General features: G+C 63.6%; 20 protein-coding genes and 1 riboswitch. Of the genes, 5 read left to right on the top strand and 15 right to left on the bottom strand.

Annotation, left to right across the window (positions count from 1 at the left end; translation table 11 throughout):
* Positions 1-106: 106 nt before the first annotated feature.
* Both FJ942_RS02065 and FJ942_RS02060 read right to left on the bottom strand, forming a co-directional pair.
* Complete coding sequence (locus tag FJ942_RS02065) at positions 107-1,342, bottom strand: class I SAM-dependent RNA methyltransferase (RefSeq protein ID WP_140498072.1); 1,236 nt, start codon at positions 1,340-1,342, stop codon at positions 107-109.
* Positions 1,339-2,103: a TlyA family RNA methyltransferase gene (locus FJ942_RS02060; RefSeq protein WP_140685270.1), complete on the bottom strand. Its 765-nt coding sequence runs from the start codon at positions 2,101-2,103 to the stop codon at positions 1,339-1,341. Before FJ942_RS02060 ends, FJ942_RS02065 begins: the two co-directional genes overlap by 4 nt.
* A 174-nt stretch (positions 2,104-2,277) precedes the next feature.
* Between FJ942_RS02060 and FJ942_RS02055 the strand changes: the two genes are divergently transcribed.
* Positions 2,278-2,679 carry a GFA family protein gene (locus tag FJ942_RS02055; RefSeq protein ID WP_140629233.1) on the top strand — a complete coding sequence of 134 codons (402 nt, stop codon included), beginning with the start codon at positions 2,278-2,280 and terminating at the stop codon, positions 2,677-2,679.
* A 25-nt stretch (positions 2,680-2,704) separates the two neighbouring features.
* Here FJ942_RS02055 and FJ942_RS02050 read toward each other — a convergent pair whose 3' ends face one another.
* From FJ942_RS02050 to FJ942_RS02025, 6 genes are all read right to left on the bottom strand, one after another.
* Entirely contained in the window at positions 2,705-2,998 is a 294-nt protein-coding gene (locus tag FJ942_RS02050) for a hypothetical protein (RefSeq protein WP_140520807.1), read from the bottom strand.
* Positions 2,999-3,146: 148 nt separating this feature from the next.
* Positions 3,147-5,084 (bottom strand): 1-deoxy-D-xylulose-5-phosphate synthase, encoded by a 1,938-nt coding sequence (gene dxs / locus FJ942_RS02045; RefSeq protein WP_181169777.1) that lies wholly within the window; start codon positions 5,082-5,084, stop codon positions 3,147-3,149.
* A gap of 77 nt (positions 5,085-5,161) precedes the next feature.
* Positions 5,162-6,082 (bottom strand): pirin family protein, encoded by a 921-nt coding sequence (locus tag FJ942_RS02040; protein ID WP_140498066.1) that lies wholly within the window; start codon positions 6,080-6,082, stop codon positions 5,162-5,164.
* A gap of 40 nt (positions 6,083-6,122) precedes the next feature.
* Positions 6,123-6,389 carry a DUF2277 domain-containing protein gene (locus tag FJ942_RS02035; protein ID WP_140897146.1) on the bottom strand — a complete coding sequence of 89 codons (267 nt, stop codon included), beginning with the start codon at positions 6,387-6,389 and terminating at the stop codon, positions 6,123-6,125.
* A 98-nt stretch (positions 6,390-6,487) separates the two neighbouring features.
* Complete coding sequence (locus tag FJ942_RS02030) at positions 6,488-6,739, bottom strand: exodeoxyribonuclease VII small subunit (RefSeq protein ID WP_140498064.1); 252 nt, start codon at positions 6,737-6,739, stop codon at positions 6,488-6,490.
* Between the two features lie 3 nt (positions 6,740-6,742).
* A complete protein-coding gene (locus FJ942_RS02025; protein ID WP_140514813.1) occupies positions 6,743-7,669 on the bottom strand; it encodes a histone deacetylase family protein in 927 nt (308 codons plus the stop codon).
* A gap of 121 nt (positions 7,670-7,790) precedes the next feature.
* A riboswitch (cobalamin riboswitch) is annotated at positions 7,791-7,971 on the top strand.
* Between the two features lie 48 nt (positions 7,972-8,019).
* Here FJ942_RS02025 and bluB point away from each other — a divergent pair.
* A complete protein-coding gene (bluB, locus tag FJ942_RS02020) occupies positions 8,020-8,772 on the top strand; it encodes a 5,6-dimethylbenzimidazole synthase (protein ID WP_140520811.1) in 753 nt (250 codons plus the stop codon).
* Positions 8,773-8,817: 45 nt separating this feature from the next.
* Here bluB and FJ942_RS02015 read toward each other — a convergent pair whose 3' ends face one another.
* Entirely contained in the window at positions 8,818-9,423 is a 606-nt protein-coding gene (locus tag FJ942_RS02015; RefSeq protein ID WP_140498058.1) for a TetR/AcrR family transcriptional regulator, read from the bottom strand.
* 120 nt (positions 9,424-9,543) lie between these two features.
* Here FJ942_RS02015 and FJ942_RS02010 point away from each other — a divergent pair, with 120 nt between their 5' ends.
* A complete protein-coding gene (locus FJ942_RS02010; protein ID WP_140674977.1) occupies positions 9,544-10,767 on the top strand; it encodes an MFS transporter in 1,224 nt (407 codons plus the stop codon).
* A gap of 50 nt (positions 10,768-10,817) precedes the next feature.
* On the opposite strand, the gene ribB is transcribed toward FJ942_RS02010, so the two are convergent.
* Entirely contained in the window at positions 10,818-11,918 is a 1,101-nt protein-coding gene (gene ribB, locus FJ942_RS02005) for a 3,4-dihydroxy-2-butanone-4-phosphate synthase (RefSeq protein WP_140514808.1), read from the bottom strand.
* A 109-nt stretch (positions 11,919-12,027) separates the two neighbouring features.
* Complete coding sequence (gene aroC, locus FJ942_RS02000) at positions 12,028-13,149, bottom strand: chorismate synthase (protein ID WP_140514806.1); 1,122 nt, start codon at positions 13,147-13,149, stop codon at positions 12,028-12,030.
* A 182-nt stretch (positions 13,150-13,331) separates the two neighbouring features.
* Here aroC and FJ942_RS01995 point away from each other — a divergent pair, with 182 nt between their 5' ends.
* Positions 13,332-13,592 (top strand): DUF1344 domain-containing protein, encoded by a 261-nt coding sequence (locus FJ942_RS01995; RefSeq protein ID WP_140498049.1) that lies wholly within the window; start codon positions 13,332-13,334, stop codon positions 13,590-13,592.
* A 106-nt stretch (positions 13,593-13,698) separates the two neighbouring features.
* On the opposite strand, the gene FJ942_RS01990 is transcribed toward FJ942_RS01995, so the two are convergent.
* The 4 genes from FJ942_RS01990 to FJ942_RS01975 all read right to left on the bottom strand — a co-directional run bounded on the left by FJ942_RS01990 (position 13,699) and on the right by FJ942_RS01975 (position 16,770).
* The gene (locus FJ942_RS01990) at positions 13,699-14,286 is read right to left on the bottom strand and encodes a histidine phosphatase family protein (RefSeq protein ID WP_140559375.1); all 588 of its coding nucleotides are present in this window, start codon (positions 14,284-14,286) and stop codon (positions 13,699-13,701) included.
* Positions 14,287-14,337: 51 nt separating this feature from the next.
* A complete protein-coding gene (gene fabI / locus FJ942_RS01985; protein WP_140498045.1) occupies positions 14,338-15,156 on the bottom strand; it encodes an enoyl-ACP reductase FabI in 819 nt (272 codons plus the stop codon).
* Between the two features lie 105 nt (positions 15,157-15,261).
* Positions 15,262-16,209: a DnaJ C-terminal domain-containing protein gene (locus FJ942_RS01980; RefSeq protein WP_140897145.1), complete on the bottom strand. Its 948-nt coding sequence runs from the start codon at positions 16,207-16,209 to the stop codon at positions 15,262-15,264.
* A gap of 99 nt (positions 16,210-16,308) precedes the next feature.
* Entirely contained in the window at positions 16,309-16,770 is a 462-nt protein-coding gene (locus FJ942_RS01975; protein ID WP_140498041.1) for an RT0821/Lpp0805 family surface protein, read from the bottom strand.
* A 40-nt stretch (positions 16,771-16,810) separates the two neighbouring features.
* On the opposite strand from FJ942_RS01975, the gene pdxH reads away from it, so the two are divergent.
* Positions 16,811-17,428 (top strand): pyridoxamine 5'-phosphate oxidase, encoded by a 618-nt coding sequence (gene pdxH / locus FJ942_RS01970; protein WP_140498039.1) that lies wholly within the window; start codon positions 16,811-16,813, stop codon positions 17,426-17,428.
* Positions 17,429-17,503: the final 75 nt, after the last annotated feature.

Genomic DNA, 17,503 nt, shown 5'->3' with positions numbered 1-17,503 from the left:
AGATTCAACTGCAGTGGCGATGATCCACAACTTTAGCGATAAATCTGGCTGGGATTTCGGGGCAGACTGCATGACGCGACCAGTCTCGCTGAGCAGGGCTAAGCGCCTAACGTCTTTTCCGCGGCTTCTCCAGCAAGGCAACAGCCTCGACATGGGGCGACCACAGAAACTGATCGATCGGCGTCACGCTTTTCACCGCGTAGCCGCCGTCGATGAGGATGCGCAAATCCCGCGCGAGCGTCACCGGGTTGCAGGAGACCGCGGCAACGAATGGAACATCCGAGCGGGCGATCTGCTTCGACTGATCCTCCGCGCCCGCGCGGGGCGGATCGAAGACAACGCCATCAAAGGCGTTTAACTCCTTGAACGTCAGCGGACGGCGGAACAGGTCTCGGCGCTCGCCGGTCACGCGTTTCAGGCCGGTGGCGAAGCGTGAACCCCGATCGAGCGCCGAAAGTGCGGCCGCATCGCCCTCCACCGCATGCACTTCCGATCTCGCGGCCAACCGCAGGGCGAAGCTGCCGCAGCCGGCGAAGAGATCGGCAATTTTTTTGGCACGTTTCAGATGTCCGCCGACGATATCGGCCATGGTCCGTTCGGCTGCCTCCGTCGCCTGCAGGAAGGCGCCCGGCGGCACCGCGACGGCAACGCTGCCGAACATGACGACAGGCTTCTTCGGCTCGATGATGATCTCGTCATCGATGGACAGTCTGGCAAAGCCCTGCGCAATGACAAAATTGGCGGCGATGCGGCGCTGGTTTTCGCCGAGCTTGCCCGATTCATGCACCGCCACGTCGAGGCCGGAATCCGTCACTGTGACCGCCATGCGAAACGATTTCGGGGTGGCGCAGATCAATTCGGCGAGTGCCCTCAAGCCGTCGAGCGCGCTGACGATCCCAGGCAGCGAGATCGGGCATTCGGAGATGGAAATGATTTCCGGCGACAGATGGCGATTGAAGCCGAGCAGCATGCCTGTTTCGGTGCGCCTGGCGGCGAGCACGACGCGGCGGCGCGTGTGCGGCGCGCAGGCGACCAGACCGCCTATTTCGCAATCGATGCCTCTCAGCGCATGCACGACCTTCTCGCGCTTCCACTGCTGATAGGCTTGCGCCTCCAAATGCTGGAGGGCGCAGCCGCCGCACTCGCCGAAATGTCGGCAGGCGGGTTCGATGCGCAGGGGCGAGGCCTCGATCAGCGCCATCAGCGTGGCGCGATCCCTTTCACGCGCCGCGGTGACGACCTCGCCTGGCAGCGTGAAAGGAATGAACAGATCGCCGCTTTCGGTGTCGGCGATGCCATCCCCCTGGGCGCCAAGCTTTTTGATGGTGAAGCGTGCGCTCATCGGTCCTTGACCCCACCAAGCAGGAATTCGCGATTGCCGTCACCGCCCTCGATTGGCGACAGATGCAAGCCGAGCGAGCGCCAGCCGGGCACGGCATCCAGCCAATCCTGCAGCAAGCCGGCGACACGGGCGGCATGATAGGGGTCTTTCAGCAGGCCGCCCTTGCCGATCGCCTCGCGACCCGCCTCGAACTGCGGCTTGACCAGAAACATCGCTGCGGCACCGGGCTTGGCGATGACAAGCGCAGGTGGCAGGGCCAGTTTCAGTGAAATGAAACTGACGTCGGAGACTATGAAGTCCGGACTCCGGCCGCCAAGATCGGCGGTTGAGAGATCGCGGGCGTTCAGCCCCTCGATGACCGTCACGCGCGCGTCCTTGCCGATATCAGCATGCATCTGTCCGTGACCGACATCGATCGCCGTGACATGGGTCGCGCCGCGTTCGAGCAGGACCTGGGTGAATCCGCCGGTCGAGGCGCCGATGTCGAGCGCCTCACAGCCGGCCGGATCGAGGCCGAAATGGTTGAGCCCGGCGATCAGCTTCAGCGCCGCGCGTGAGACATAGCCTTGGGCCGGGTCATCAACGGCGATGACACATTCCGGTTGCACGGCCTGGCCAGGCTTTCGGGCAATAGCGCCGTCCACCGTTACCGTGCCGCGCTCGACCGCGTCGCGGGCACGCGAGCGGCTGGCAAACAGGCCGCGCTGGACGAGCAGATCGTCGAGCCGCTGGCGCGTGCTGGCTGGCGGGGGAAAATTCATCGGTCTTCCTTGGCGAAAGCCGGCGGCGAAGGCAAGGATATTGGAGCGGGAGAAGCAACATCCCCCAGGGCGGCGACCGCAGAGAGCCGCTCGCGGCCAGTCGCATATCGCATCAGGTCGGCCACGATGATAAGGAAGAAACGCCGTTTTGCTGCCGAAGGCGAAGGAGGACGGATGCTGACGGGAATCTGCCATTGCGGTGCGGCCCACTGGACCTTGAAGGGCGATCCCGGGCCGATCACCGCTTGCAACTGCACGCTGTGCCGACGTTACGGCACGCTCTGGGCCTACGACTTTGTCGATGAACGTATCCGCGTCGTGGGGCCGATAAAAAGCTATAAACGTGCCGGCAAGGCCGAACCCACGCTCGAGATCCTGTTCTGCCCGACATGTGCGTGCGTGCTTGCCTGGCGCGGTTTGCGCCCAGCCGAGTCCGGCCGCACGCGGATCGCCGTCAATGTAAGGCTTGCGCCGCCGGAAGCCGTGGCCGACCTGCCGATCGACCATTTCGACGGTCTCGAGACCTACGACGATCTGCCGCGCGATGGCCGCTGCGTGCGCGACATGTGGTTTTGATTTGGGTGGTTTGATTTGGGCGAGATCAGAAGATGGTGCGGGGAGCCTGCCGTTCGACGGCGGGAGACAGGCCGTCATCCCGATCGCGGGCAACTTCCCTGCGCGGGCGCTCGACTGGCGCGGCGGATGCCGATGCGGCGTCCGGCGGGACAACAAGCTGCGGCAGCTGCTTGTAGGAGAAGCCGCCCCTGATATGCCCCATCCTGCTGGCGACTATATCCACGGCCGCCTTCTCGAGATTGCGGTCGTAGCGCGTTCCGGCGATGGCCGGCGCTGCGATGGCGGTCAGGATCGCCATGCCGCACAGAAGCGTCTTCACTGTTGTTGTCTCCCTGCCTGGCCAGAACCTAGCAGCGTGCCGTTGAAAAACGGGCAAGAGACACGGTAAGCAAAACGCCAAACCGCAATGTCAACAATGCGTTACGACATCGAGCCGGCAAACCGATTCAAGCGCTTGATGTGTCGAGTCAGGCGCGCTGGGCGCGGAGCGCCTGCCCGAGGGCGGTGAAAACCGTATGGACGATGCCGGCGGCATCGAGACCGGCATCGGCATACATCTTTTCCGGCTTGGCGTGGTCCGCAAACACGTCCGGTAGCACAAGCGGGCGCACTTTCAGGCCGCTTTCCAGCAGGCCCTCATGGGCGAGGAACTGCAAAACGTGACTGGCGAAGCCGCCGATGGCGCCCTCCTCCACCGTGACCAGAACCTCGTGCGAGCGGGCCAGCCGTCGGATCAGGTCCTCGTCGAGCGGCTTCGCGAAGCGCGCATCGGCGACGGTGGTCGAAAGCCCGGCCGCGCCCAGCTCCTCGGCCGCGATCAGGCAATCCTGCAAGCGCGTGCCGAAGGAGAGGAGTGCCACCTTGCCGCCTTCCCTGATGATGCGGCCCTTGCCGATTTCAAGCACCGAGCCGCGATCGGGCATGTCGACGCCGACGCCATTGCCGCGCGGATAGCGGAAGGCGATCGGGCCGTCATCGTAGGTTGCCGCGGTGCGCACCATGTGGCGCAGTTCCGCCTCGTCGGCCGCCGCCATGACGACGAAGCCCGGCAGGGAGGCCAGGAAGGTGGTGTCGAAGGCGCCGCAATGGGTAGCGCCGTCGGCTCCGACGAAGCCGGCGCGATCGATGGGGAAGCGCACCGGCAATTTCTGGATCGCCACGTCGTGCACGACCTGATCGTAGGCACGTTGCAAGAAGGTCGAATAGATCGCCGCGAACGGCTTGTAGCCTTCGGTCGCGAGGCCGGCCGCGAACGTCACCGCATGCTGTTCGGCGATGCCGACGTCGAAGGTCCTGGCCGGAAACACTTCGCCGAACAGGTCAAGCCCGGTGCCGCCCGGCATGGCGGCGGTGACGGCGACGATGCGCTCGTCCTCCTGGGCCTCCCGGATCAGGCTTTCGGCGAACACCTTGGTAAAGGCCGGCGCGTTGGCCGGGGCCTTGGCCTGAGCGCCGGTGATGACGTCGAACTTGTTGACGCCGTGATATTTGTCGGCCGCGGCCTCGGCCGGCGCGTAGCCCTTGCCCTTCTGGGTGACGACATGGATCAGCACGGGGCCCTTGCCATTGTCACGGACATTTTTCAGCACCGGGATCAGATGGTCCAGATTGTGACCGTCGATCGGACCGATATGGTAGAAGCCGAGCTCCTCGAACAGCGTGCCGCCTGTGACGTAGCCGCGCGCGTGCTCGACCGCCCTGGTGATGGCACGGTCGGCACGCTTGCCGAGATACGAGGTCAGTTTCTTGCCGAAGTCGCGCAGGCCGACATAGGCCTTGCCAGAGGCCAGGCGCGCCAGATAGGCGCTCATGGCGCCGGTCGGTGGGGCGATCGACATGTCGTTGTCGTTGAGGATGACGATCAGGCGGGCATCGAGCGCACCGGCATTGTTCATCGCCTCATAGGCCATGCCGGCCGACATGGCGCCGTCGCCGATGACAGCGATGACATTGTTGCGGCCGCCGGCAAGATCGCGGGCCGCCGCCATGCCGAGGCCGGCCGATATCGACGTCGAGGAGTGGGCGGCGCCAAACGGATCGTATTCGCTTTCGGTGCGGCGGGTGAAGCCGGAGAGGCCGCCCTCCTGCCGCAGGGTGCGGATGCGATCGCGGCGCCCGGTCAGGATCTTGTGCGGATAGGCCTGGTGGCCGACATCCCAGATCAACCGGTCATCGGGCGTGTTGAAGACATAGTGCAGCGCCACGGTCAGTTCGACCACGCCAAGCCCGGCGCCGAGATGACCGCCGGTGCGCGACACCGCGTCGATCAGTTCGAGGCGAAGCTCCGATGCCAGTTGCGGCAATTCGCTTTCGGAAAGCGTGCGCAGCTCGGCCGGGATGCGGACCTTGTCGAGAAGCGGCGTATGCGGCGTTGCGTTCACGGGTAGGCCCAAGCTTCTGTTCATGCGCGGGATAGGCCGCCGGCAGGCGAAAGTAAATGCCTGCCAAATGACGCGAAAGGCACGCCCCGTCGTCGACTTCCTCAGCCTTCCGGCAGTGGAATGAACTCTTCCTCATCGCCGGGAACGATGTCGAAGCGGCCGGTCTTCCATTCTTGCTTGGCCTGTTCGATGCGCTCCTTGGAGGACGAGACAAAATTCCACCAGATGTAGCGCTTCGAGCCCAGCGAGGCACCGCCGAAAAGCATGAAATGGGCACCAGCCTGTGAGGATACGACGATCTCGTCGCCGGGCCGGAACACCAGAAGCCGTTCCGCCGGAAACACGTCGCCGGAAATCGAGACCTCGCCTTCCAGCGTATAGATGGCGCGTTCTTCCGCGTCAGCAGGGATTTTCACGCTGGCGCCGGGCGCCAGCCTGAGGTCGGCGTAGAGCGTCTCGGAATCGGCTCGCACCGGGGAACGCAGCCCCTGGAAATCGCCTATAACGATGCGGCCGCTGACGCCTTCCGCGTCGATGTCGGGAAGCCGCGCGACAGCGGTGTTTTCGAAAACCGGCGCCACTTCCTCCTTGCCGTCCGGCAGCGCCAACCATGTCTGCAGCCCCGAGATCGACATCGGCGCGCCGCGCAGTTCTTCCGGCGTGCGCTCCGAATGGACGATGCCGCGGCCGGCGGTCATCAGGTTCACGTCACCCGGCTCGATCACCATCTCGGTGCCGAGCGAATCGCGATGCCTGATCCTGCCGTCGAACAGGTAGGTGACCGTCGACAGGCCGATATGAGGATGCGGCCGGACGTCGAGCGCCTGACCGGCACGCAGGATGGCCGGGCCCATGCGGTCGAAGAAGATGAAGGGACCGACCAGCCGCCTTTTGGCAGTCGGCAAGGCGCGGCGAACCTGAAAACCGCCAATGTCCTTGGCGTTCGGAATGACCATCAATTCGATCTGGTCGCTGGCAAAGGCATCGCCGGCTTCAGGATCCTTCCCGGGAAAGAAGCTCATGAACTCTCCTTGTCAGCGGCCGATGGCTGCTTTGGCCAGATCAGGCAAAGCGGATCGCCGCCTTCGCCCGCAGCTTGGCCGCAACCTCCTCGCGATTGCGCGGATGCTGGTTGGTTTCAAGCGAATCGAGAAGCTCGCGCGCCGACGCCGCGATGGCCTCGACGGCATGGTCGAATGCGTGCTGGTTCTGCTTCGAAGGCCGCGTCCTTCCGCTCAGCTTGCGAACGAATTGAAGGGCTGCATCGCGCACCTCGTCGTTGGTCGCCGGCGGATCAAAATTGAACAGGGTCTTGATGTTTCTGCACATCGCTTCCGTATCTCCTCTTGTCCTGGAGCCGTTTCAATCGGGACGCGTTCTATCCTCAATCATGATCGTGTCAAAAACCAGAGAGACGGCTGCGTGCCTCAATCCGCGTCCAGCGGCTCCGTCCCGACCGGCTTGCCGTCGCGGGACAGCCTGATCTTCTCCACCTTGTCCTCGGCCGCCTTCAGCAGCCGGTCGCAATGCACCTTCAGCGCCTCGCCGCGCTCGTAGATCCTAATGGACTGGTCGAGCGGCACATCGCCACGCTCCAGATCATCGACGATCTTCTCCAGCGCGTCGAGAGCCTGTTCGAAGCTCATCGCCTTGACGTCTTCGTTGGTTTCACCAGCCATCATTCATCCTTTCATCAGTCGCCCGACATGGGCGGCGACCGAAAATGCCAATCCTTGCAGATCGTAGCCGCCCTCGAGCAGGCTGACGAGCCGGTTGCCGCTGTGGCGCGCCGCGCGCTGCATGAGTTGGCCGGTCGCCCAGTCGAAATCATCCTCGGTCAGGTTGATCTCGGCCAGCGGGTCGCGATGATGCGCATCGAAGCCGGCCGAAATAATGATCAGGTCGGGTGCAAAATTGTCGAGCGAGGGCAGCACGCGCGACAGGAAGGCATCGCGGAACGCCTCGCTGCCGGTCTGCGGCGCAAGCGGCGCGTTGACGATGTTGCCGGCGCCGGTTTCGTTCTTTGCTCCGGTGCCGGGGTAGAGCGGCATCTGGTGCGTCGAGCAATAAAGCACGGACGGATCGTCCCAGAAAACATCCTGCGTGCCGTTGCCGTGATGCACGTCCCAGTCGACGATGGCGACACGTTCGATATCGTGTTTGCGCTGTGCATAACGTGCGGCGATGGCCGCCGTGTTGAACAGGCAGAAGCCCATCGCGGTCGCTTTCTCGGCATGATGGCCGGGCGGCCGGGCGGCGACGAAAACGTTGTCTGCCCTGCCGGCAAAGACGTCGTCGACGGCGGCGTTGGCGGCTCCGATCGCGGTGATCGCCGCCTGCCAGCTCTTCGGGCTGGCCGTTGTGTCGGCATCGATGCGGGCGATGCCCGTCTCGGGAATGGCGGCGCGTACCCGCTCGACGAAATCCTCGGGATGCGCGTAGAGAATGGTGGCCTCATCGCCTTGTGGCGCCTCGAGGCGGTCGAGCGCGGCAAAAGCCTCGTCGTCGAGCACGCGCTCAATGGCGCGCAAGCGGTCCGGCCGCTCCGGATGGCCGGGTGGCGTGATGTGCTCGAGGAAGATCGGATGGGTGTAGAGACGAGTGGCCATGCTCCCTATCTAGTGCCCCGGCGCGGCGATGGCCATGCGTTGCGGCCTGATGGTTGGGGAAAATCGCGCTTGCGTCCGTTCGCGTCGCCGCGGGGATTGGCGGCGCAGGGGCTTCGTCGTAAAGTCCCCGCCACTGCCTGGTGCCCGCCGCGAGCGGGAGAATCGGGAACACGGTTTGATACCGTGGCGTGCCCAACGCTGTAAGGGGGACCGCGCCGGTAAATGCCACTGTCGATGACGGGAAGGCGCCGGATGCGGGTTGATCCCGAGCCAGAAGACCGGCCTGGCAGGCATCGTCATCCGCATGGTCAGGCGGACGGCAGTTGATTGCAATCGCAAGGGGACAAGCGATGCCGGACAATATGACCATCCCCGTGGGTGACGGATTCGACCAGATGGCGCGCGATGCGGTCTACCGCGCCATGTTCACGCGGCGCGATGTCCGCAGCCATTTTACATCAGAGGCCGTCGACGACGAGGTCTTGGCGCGGCTGCTGCTTGCCGCCCATCACGCGCCATCGGTCGGCTTCATGCAGCCATGGAATTTCATCGTCATTCGTGGCACCGAACGACGGGAACAGGTGCGCGACCTGTTCCTCGCGGCGCGCGAGCAGGAATTGCCGGCGATCGAGGAAGAGCGGCGGGCGCTCTACCGCAAGCTCAAGCTGGAAGGCATCTGCGAAAGCGCGCTCAATATCTGTATCACCTGCGACCGCCGACGCTCACAGGGTTCGCCGCTGGGACGCTGGCACAATCCCGAGATGGATCTCTACAGCACGGTCTGCGCGGTGCAGAATTTCTGGCTGGCGGCGCGCGCCGAAGGCGTCGGCGTTGGCTGGGTCAGCATTATCGAGGCGCAGGCGTTGAAAGGCCTTCTGTCGATTCCCGAGCATGTGACGCCGGTGGCCTATCTCTGTGTCGGCCGTGTCTCGGAGTTCGCGCCGAAACCGGACCTCGAAACACATGGCTGGGGGCGGCGGCTGCCGCTGCCCGAGCTGATCATGAGCGAGACGTTTTGCGGACAGGGCGAAGTTCCGCTCAAATCAACGATCGCACGCCTCAAGGCGGCAACATGCGAAAAGTCTGACAAACCCTTGATTTGATTGCCGATACGGCATGCGCAGCGCGCTGCCGGCGGCCTGCCGTCGTCAGGCGGCTCCGGCATCCTTCCTCAACAATCCTTCGAGCAGTTGCTTGAATGCCGCCACCACGGTCTTCGACGTCGCTTCCGGGTCGTTCGAATTGGCGATCCGCTGCGCCGCCTGGCTGCTCGCCCCGTTGATCAGCCGTGCCGCGGTCTCGGGGTCTACGCCCGGGACAACCACCCCGTCGCCCTGCAGCGTCGTCAGGTGATCGGTCATCGACGCGACGCAGGCATTGGCGTTCGGCCATTGCGCGGGATCCCCCAGCACGGCCGGACCGTCCCGAAACATGATGCGCTGGATTTCCGGCTCCAGCGCCATTTCGATGTAGCTCGTGCATTCGTCGACGAAGCTTTGCCAGCGGGTCGGTGCTTTCGCTGCAACCTCATTCACCCGTGCCGCCATCTCGGCGTCTATCTCGGCGATAACCGCCTGCAAAAGCCCCTTCTTGTCCCCGAAATGATGATAGAGCGCACCGCGCGTCAGCCCTGCCGATGCGGTGAAATCATCCATCGATGCCTCGGCATAACCGATCGTTCCGAACGCATGCCGGGCCGCGGCAATCAATTTGGCGCGCGTTTCGGCGATCATTTCCCTGCGGGGCTTGTGCATCTCTTCTGGCCTTATCTACATACGTCACGTATGCCAATTGACATACGCGACGTATGATCTATTTAGTATTCATACGCATCGTATGTAATTTCCGAATCGCCTTTTGTCGAGGAACGGATCATGCAGAACCCCTATTCCGAGATCTTTCGAGCCCCTGGCGCCAAGGGCTTTGCCGCTGCAGGCTTCATGGCGCGCCTGCCGATCGCCATGGCGCCGATCGGCATCGTGGCGATGCTGTCGCAGACGCGTGGCGAATACTGGCTGGCGGGTGCCGTCTCGGCGACATTCGCGCTGGCCAACGCTTTCCTGGCGCCGCAGATCTCCAGGCTGGTCGACCGCCTCGGCCAGACATGGATCGTGGTGCCCACCACCATCATCTCCGTGCTGGCATTCCTGCTGCTGATTGCGTCGGCCAACCAGGATTGGCCGGTATGGACAATGTTCGTGTCGGCGCTGCTGGCAGCGGCCATGCCCAGCATGCCGGCAATGGTGCGCGCGCGCTGGACCGAGCTTTTTCGCGGCCGGCCGGAGATGAACACCGCCTTCGCCTTCGAATCGGCGGCCGACGAACTGGTCTATATCGCCGGCGCGTCGCTGTCGGTGGGCCTCAGTGCGGCGCTGTTTCCGGAAGCAGGCATGCTGGCGAGCACGTTGTTTCTCGCTTTGGGCTCGATAGCATTCATCCTGCAGCGATCGACGGAGCCGAAAGTGCGGCCGGTGGACCATGGTTCGACTGGCTCGGCAATCCGCCTGCGGCCGGTACAGATCATCACCTTCGCCCTAATCTTCATCGGCGCGACCTTCGCGACGACGGAAGTGAGCACGGTGGCGATCACCAAGGAGTTCGGCCAAGCCGGTGCCGCAAGCCTGGTGATCGGCGTCTATGCGCTGGGATCGTTCGTGTTGGGCATCGTGGTCGGCGCGCTCAACCTCAAGACGCCGCTACAGCGCCAGCTGACCGTCGCGGTCGCCATCATCGCAGTCAGCACGATTTTGCCGCTCACCGCCGACAGCGTGCCGATTTTGGCGCTGACCGTCTTCATCAGCGGCGTGGCGATCTCGCCGACTTTCATCACGGCATTCGGCCTGATCGAACGGCATGTGCCGGAAGCGATGCTGACCGAGGGCATTACCTGGGTGACAACGGGAATCGGCATCGGCATGGCGCTGGGCTCTTTCGCCGCCGGCGCGGTGGTGGATGCGTTCGGCGCCCAGAACGGGTTCTGGGTCTCGGTGGTCGCGGGCGGCATCGCGCTGGTCACGGTGCTGCTCGGCCAGCGCAGTCTTGCCACTCACAAATGCGAGTTGGATGGGTGTGAAGCGGCCGTCGCTGCCGCGGAATGAACCATGACGCGTCCGGTTCAGCGGATCGGACGCTATTGCCGCCGTCGAACCTAGAGAATCTCGGTCTTGGCGATGTGGATGCCAAAACCTTCGAGGCCGACATAGTGGCGCTCGCGCGAGGCGATCAAATTGATCGAGGAAATGCCGAGATCCTTCAGGATCTGAGCACCGAGCCCGATCTCGCGCCATTCATTCTCGCGGCGGCGCGCCTCTTCGTGGTCCTCCCGGTCGCCGCTCGCCGGCCGGTTGCGCTCCTGGTGGGCGACACCGACCGAGCCCTCGCGCAGATAGACGATGACGCCGCGCTTGCGCTCGCCCATCGCCTTCATGATGGCGTCCAGCCGGTGGCTGGTGCCGAAGACGTCGGTCACCACGTCCTCGGAGTGCAGACGCACAGGCACCTCTTCCCCATCGCGGATGTCGCCGAAGACGACGGCGACATGATGCATGGAATCCCAGGGCAGCGTGTAGGTGAAGACTTGCGCCTTGCCGCCGAGCGTGTCGATCTCGGAGCATGCCACGCGTTCGACCAGTGTTTCCTTGCGTTGCCGATAGGCGATGAGGTCGGCGACCGAGACCTGCTTGAGGCCGTGCTCCTCGGCAAAAGCCGCGACCTGCGGGCCGCGCTTGACGGTGCCGTCATCATTGACCAGTTCCGAGATCACGCCGATCGGCGGCAGGCCGGCGAGCTTGCACAGATCGACGGCCGCCTCGGTATGGCCCGAACGCATAAGCACGCCGCCTTCGCGCGCGATGAGCGGGAAGATGTGGCCGGGGCGGACGAAATCGGAGGCGCCGACATTGCCGTTGGCGAGATTGCGCACGGTCAGCGTGCGGTCGTCAGCTGAAATGCCAGTCGTGGTGCCGTGCTTGAAATCGACGCTAACCGTGAAGGCGGTGGTGTGCGCCGAATCATTGTCGGCGACCATCGGCGCAAGGTTGAGGCGCTTGGCCTCCTCGCGCGGCATCGGCGTGCAGACGATGCCCGAAGTGTTGCGCACGATGAAGGCCATCTTTTCCGGCGTGCAATGGACGGCGGCGACGATCAGGTCGCCCTCGTTCTCGCGCCCGTCATCATCCATGACGACGACGATCTCGCCCCGCTCGAAGGCGCGGATTGCTTCGACGATCTTTTTCTGGTCGTAAGACATGGAAATGCTCGCTTCGCTCGCAAGGGAGTAGGGGAATAGGGCAGTAAGGGAGTAAGGGAGTAAGGGAAAGGAAAAATTGCTCGTCTCGCGGGCAGCTTAACAGACTGCCCTACTGCCCTACTGCCCTACTGCCTTCCTTGCCTGTCTGTCCTCGGTGCCGCAGATAATGGTCGGCGATTGCGCAGGCAACCATCGCCTCGCCGATCGGTACGGCGCGAATGCCCACACACGGATCATGGCGACCCTTGGTCATCACTTCGACGTCGTTGCCGTCCTTGTCGATCGACTTCCGGGGCGTCAGGATTGAAGACGTCGGCTTGACGGCGAAGCGGGCGATGATCGCCTGGCCGGTCGAGATGCCGCCAAGGATGCCGCCGGCATTGTTGGACAGGAACACCGGCTGGCCGTCATTGCCGATGCGCATCTCGTCGGCATTCTGTTCGCCGGTGATGCGGGCGGCCTCGAAGCCGTTGCCGATCTCGACGCCCTTGACGGCGTTGATCGACATCAGGCCTGACGCGATATCCTGGTCGAGCTTTGCGTAGATCGGCGCGCCGAGGCCGGCCGGAACGCCGTCGGCGACGATCTCGATCACGGCGCCGACGGAGGAACCCGCCTTGCGGATGCCGTCGAGATAGCTCGTGAAAACGGGAACGGACGCCGGATCCGGCGTGAAGAACGGATTGTCCGCGTCGCCAATGAAATTCCAGTTCCAGTTGGCGCGGTCGATCGACTTCTCGCCCATCGATACCAGTGCACCGCGCACCACCATGCCCGGCACGACCTTGCGGGCGAGGGCTCCGGCGGCGACCCGAGCCGCGGTCTCGCGCGCCGAGGATCGGCCGCCGCCGCGATAGTCGCGCACGCCGTATTTGACGTCATAGGTGTAGTCCGCATGGCCCGGCCTGTACTGGCGGGCGATCTCTCCATAGTCCTTCGAGCGCTGGTCGACATTCTCGATCAGCATGGAGATCGGCGTACCTGTCGCGATCATCGTCTCGCCGTCATCGTCAAGGATGAAGCCCGACAGCACCTTCACTTCGTCAGGCTCACGGCGCTGCGTGACGAAGCGCGACTGGCCGGGCCGGCGCTTGTCGAGTTCGGCCTGGATTTCGTCACGCGTGAAGCGGATGCCGGGTGGGCAGCCGTCGACCACGCAGCCCAATGCGGCCCCATGGCTTTCGCCCCAGGTGGTGACGCGGAAAAGATGGCCGAACGTGTTGTGAGACATCGCAAAGTGCCCTGCCCGGCATCGGAGCCGACTGAAGCCTGCCTTCTATTGGCGTTTTCCACAGGGGTCAAACCGTGATCTTCGGATTTAGTTTTGACACATTCGATTGGTTTCTGCTCTGCTCCATTCGCCGTTGAGGATCCGCCGCTACCCATGCCGGCGCAATACCAAAGAGGACGATGATGCGTACCCTGATTGGCGCTGTTGCCGCCACATTCCTGCTTTGCACCGCCGCTTTCGCCGGGCAGACCGAAGGCCTGATCAAGAAGATCGACAAGGACGCGCTGACCCTGACGCTGGACGACGGCAAATCCTACAAGCTGAACGCGGAAACCGATCTCGACGCGCTGAAGCCCGGCATGGACATCGTCATCGCCTATGACGTGACCAATGGCGAAAACGTGGTCACCGATATGCAGTTGCCTGACAGCGACTCCGACTAGGCTTCCAATGCAAATCGGCTGTTCGGCGTTTGTTGAGCCGTTACAGCCGTTTTATGCACCCCGCAACCGGCAGCCTGCATGAGCCTTCCTGGATCGTGCCGGGTCCCTAAAGCCACCCCAGGCTGTCGCCTTCCAGCTTGAGCACGCGGTCCTGCGGTATCGCCAGCTTCGCCGCATCGTTCTCGGCCATGTCAAGCACGAAGCGAAACAAGGTGCGCATGACGCCGCCATGCGTCACGCAGACTGTCTGGCGCTCGAGCGCGTCGAACCACGGCTTTACCCGCTCGAGCAGCATCTGGTAGCTCTCGGCATCTTTGCCCGGCGGCTGAAAGTTCCATTTGTCCAGCGCACGCGTCCTGCTCGCACCCGGAAATTGCGTCTCCAGCTCGGCAAAGGTGAAACCCTGCCAATCGCCGAAATTCACTTCAACAAGGCGGGGGTCGGTCCCGTAGGCAGCCGGGTCGAGCTTCATGGCGGCGCGAATGCGCTCCATGGTCTCGCGCGTGCGCCGCATCGGGCTGGCGACGAAATCGAACTCTGCGGGATTGGAGATCAGGTCAGCCAGCCGATGCCCGTTTGCGCTCGCCTGCTCGCGGCCGAGCGCGTTGATGTCGGTATCGGCCTGCCCCTGAAGCCGGAATTCGGCATTCCACGCGGTCTGGCCGTGGCGCACGATATAAACCAGCGGGTACATCAGGTCTTCCGGAGGTCGGGCCAGGGCCTGGGCGGAGGATAGGCGGAGGAGTTAATCCTTGACTGTCGAAATGTCAGGTGCGTCGACCGCCTTCATGCCGACGACGTGATAGCCGGAATCGACATGATGCACTTCGCCGGTGACGCCGCGCGACAGGTCGGACAGGAAATAGACGCCGGAATCGCCGACCTCTTCCTGGGTGACCGTCTGCTTCAGCGGCGAATTGTACTCGTTCCACTTCAGGATGTAGCGGAAGTCACCAATGCCGGAAGCGGCCAGCGTCTTGATCGGGCCCGCCGAGATCGCGTTGACGCGGATCTTCTTGGCGCCGAGATCGACGGCGAGGTAACGCACGCTGGCCTCGAGTGCGGCCTTGGCGACGCCCATGACGTTGTAATGCGGCATCACCTTTTCGGCGCCGTAATAGGTCAGCGTCAAAAGCGAACCGCCATCGGTCATCAGCGCCTCGGCGCGCTTGGCGATGGTGGTGAAGGAATAGACCGAAATATCCATCGTGCGCAGGAAATTATCGCGCGTCGTCTCGACATAGCGGCCGGTCAGTTCGTCCTTGTCGGAAAAAGCGATGGCATGGACGAGGAAGTCGAGCTTGCCCCAATGATTGGCGACATTGGCGAAAACCTCGTCGAGGCTCGCCGGATCGGTCACATCGCAATGGCCGGCGACAAAGGCGCCGAGTTCCGCAGCCAGTGGCTCGACCCGCTTCTTGAACGCTTCACCCTGATAGGTCAGCGCGATCTCGGCGCCGTGGTCGACGCATGCCTTGGCGATGCCGTAGGCGATCGACCTGTTGTTGGCGACGCCGAGGATCAGGCCGCGTTTGCCGGCCATCAGGCCCTGTCCACCCGCCATATGCGTGCTCTCCGCAAGATTTCTTGTTTGTGGAGAGCCCTATCGCACAGGCACAGAGCCCCTTCAAGCGCTCAAACGGGACAGTTCGGGGACAAGAGCCGCCAATCAGCCTTTTTGGCTGCGCAACAGCCCTTCGAGCGCGCTGTCGCCGCCTTCTGGCAGCATGATGCGCACATGGGCGTAGAGATCACCGTGGCCGCCGGCCTTTTCCGGCAGGCCCCTGCCCTTCAGGCGCAGGACCTTGTCCGAACTCGACCAGGCGGGAACGTTGACCGCGAGCTTGCCGGTCGGCGTTTCGACGGCCACCTTGGCGCCAAGCACGGCATCGGCCAGCCCCACCGGCAAATCGGCATGCAGGTCGCGGCCCTCCAGGCGGTAGCGCGGATGCCGGCGGAAGCGGATCTTGACCAACGCGTCGCCGGGCTGGCCCGGCCCTTGCTCGCCCTGCCCCTTCAGCCGGATGGTCTGCCCGTCCTCGACATAGGCCGGCAGCTTGACCGCCACCTTGCGGCCGTCAGGGAACATCGCCGTGACCTTTTCAGCGTTCGCCGCTTCCTCGATGGTAATGTCGAGCGTGACATTGAGGTCGGCGGCGGTTGCCGGCTGGCGGCGGTCACCCATTCCTGCCCCGCTTTGGCCGGGGCCGCGCGAGCCGGAGAAGACGTCGCCAAAAATCTGGCTGAAGATATCGCTGTTGCCATCGAACGGATCGCCGCCAGGGCGTCCGGAGCGGAACTCGAATCGCGAACCGCCGGCTCCCTGCTGCTGGCGGCGAAAACCGCCGAAGGGGTCACCGCCACCGGGGGCGCTCTCGAAGCCCTGGAAACGCGGCTTGCCGTCGGCGTCGATCTCGCCGCGATCGAAAGCGGCACGGGTCTTCTCGTCGCCGACGATCTCATAGGCCTGATTGGCCGCGGCAAAACGGTCCTTCGCCTTGGGATCATTCGGATTCTGGTCCGGATGATGCTTCTTGGCGAGTTTGCGGTACGCCGATTTTATGTCCTTGGCCGATGCGTTCTTTGCAACGCCCAGCACCTCATAGGGGTCGCGCATGCTTCCTGCCCTGGAGAAAGAGTGAGTCCATAGTCGCCTCTTATATGCGCTCGCATAGGAAGAAATTCCAGTGCTGGACGTTACTTCAGAGGTGGAAGATCAAAGCGCCCTGAAGTCCTGCATACGCCAGCCGCCGGCGCTGGCCAGGCAAAGTTCGCCCGCGAACATGGCAACGCCGTCAAAGCTTTCGCGCGAAGCCTTGAAGCGGCGGCAGGTCTGACCCCCGTCCTTCAATTCCGCCAGTTCGGTGATGGAGCCGCGCGAACCCGTACCGGCATTGGCCCACGGCACGGCTTGACCGCCGAGCTGCTCGATGTCGGCGGAGGACACCGCGTTGCCGATCGTCGTCTGGTCGGAATCGCGGTCCGAATCGGCCGACGCGGCTGGAGCCGAAATGCTGCCAGTCAGGATCGAGCGATCGACCTCGGCTTTTTGCAGGCTGAAGCCGCCCGCGCCACATGCGGCAAGCGGCAAGGCAATCATCACGATCGCGGCTTTGGCGCTGGCTGAAGCAAATAGGCTGCCTTGCCTGCTGTCAAAAGCTTGCGCGATACGCGACAATCGGCAACCTCCCCTGTTTGATGAAAATTTGAGAAAAACTATGAGTGAGACTGAGTTAACAAGCGGTGACTTTACCGAGGCCGCCGAGCCGTTTCGCCTTTTTGCCGCATGGCTGGACGACGCCACCAAAAGCGAAATGAACGACCCCAACGGCGTGGCGTTGGCAACCGTCGATGCCGAGGGCATGCCGGATGTGCGGATGGTGCTGCTCAAGGGCTTCGATGAGAGCGGCTTTGTGTTCTACACGAATTTCGAAAGCGCCAAGGGCCGGGAGATCCTAGGCAGCATGAAGGCGGCGATGTGCTTCCACTGGAAATCGCTGCGCCGCCAGGTGCGCGTGCGCGGGCCGGTGGAGATCGTCAGCGATGCCGAGGCCGACGCCTATTACGCGACACGGCCGCGCGGCAGCCGCATCGGCGCCTGGGCCTCGAAACAGTCGCGGCCGCTGGAAAGCCGGTTCGCGCTGGAAAAGGCGGTGGCCGAATACACGGCCCGCTACGCCATCGGCGAGATTCCGCGCCCAAAACACTGGTCGGGTTTCCGCATCGTGCCGAAGACGATCGAGTTCTGGCACGACAGACCGTTTCGGCTGCATGACCGCGTGGTGTTTTCGCGCAATGCCGGGGGCGGTTGGGAGAAGACGCGGCTTTATCCCTGAGTTTGTAAACTAGCGCCGACATCCTCACTGCGCCTAGCCCGCGCTGGCCAGTGGCGACCGAGGCACGCGGGATAG

The organism is Mesorhizobium sp. B2-4-2, assembly GCF_006442845.1.
Lineage (GTDB): Bacteria > Pseudomonadota > Alphaproteobacteria > Rhizobiales > Rhizobiaceae > Mesorhizobium.
Note: the sequence above shows the minus strand (reverse complement) of the source record. Positions and strands in the feature narration are given on the sequence as shown.